This window comes from Streptomyces sp. NPDC058964 (assembly GCF_042741275.1).
Classification (GTDB): domain Bacteria; phylum Actinomycetota; class Actinomycetes; order Streptomycetales; family Streptomycetaceae; genus Streptomyces.
In genome coordinates this window covers 1-922 of record NZ_JBHYKH010000936.1, presented here as the reverse complement: position 1 = coordinate 922, position 922 = coordinate 1, and the positions used below count along the sequence as shown (strand labels likewise).

General features: G+C 75.7%; 1 protein-coding gene. It reads right to left on the bottom strand.

The annotated features are described in order from the left end of the window. Positions 1 to 922 (bottom strand): phenylalanine--tRNA ligase beta subunit-related protein (locus ACFW2E_RS46550; protein WP_384478151.1); only part of this gene is annotated, 922 nt, incomplete at both ends.

The following is a 922-nucleotide window of genomic DNA, read 5'->3' as shown; positions in this document are numbered from 1 at the left end:
GGCGCGCGGGCCCCCCCCCCCCCCCCCGGGGGCGGGCGGGGGGGCGCCGGGGCCCACGACGGCGACATGGCGCGGCTGCGCGGGCAGCGCGGCGTTCAGCCCGGCGAGCTCCGCGTCGGTCGGACGCCGGTCGACGGGCAGGTTCGCGGCGACCTTCTGCTCCGCGCGCGGGAGGAAGACCAGGCCGGTCTCGAACAGCGCGAGGTCGTGCGTGCCACGGCCGTCGTTGCGGCGCAGCGCGCCGAGCAGACCCGGCAGCAGCGACGTACGGAGCGCGGGCTCCTCGTCGTTGAGCGGGTTCGTCAGCTTCACGACACGGCGGGCCGGGTCGTCGGCGTCCAGGCCGAGCTGGTCGAAGACCTGCTCCGAGATGAACGGGTAGGTCGGCGCCTCGACGTAGCCCGCGCCCGCCAGGGCACGGCCGACGCGGCGGTGCAGACGCTGCCGGTGGGTCAGGCCACGGCCCGACGGGGGCTTGGGCAGCGTGGAGGGGAGGTTCTCGTAGCCCTCGAGCCGGATGACCTCCTCCGCCAGGTCGTTCGGCTCGGTGAGGTCGGGCCGCCAGGACGGGACGGTGACGATCAGCTCGTCCTGCCCGTACACGTCGCAGCCGATCTCCTGGAGACGCCGTACGACGGTCTCGCGGCCGTACTCGACGCCCGCCACCTTGTCCGGGTGGTCGGCCGGAGCGGTGATGGTGTGCGGCGCGGAGGGGGCGCTGACCTCGGTGACACCCGCGTCGGCCGTACCGCCCGCGAGCAGCACCAGCAGGTCGACCGTGCGCTGGGCCGCCGCGGCGGCTGCCTGCGGGTCGACGCCGCGCTCGAAGCGGCGGGACGCCTCGGAGGACAGCTTGTGGCGGCGGGCCGTACGCGCGATGGCGACCTGGTCGAAGTGCGCGGCCTCGATGACGACCTCGGTG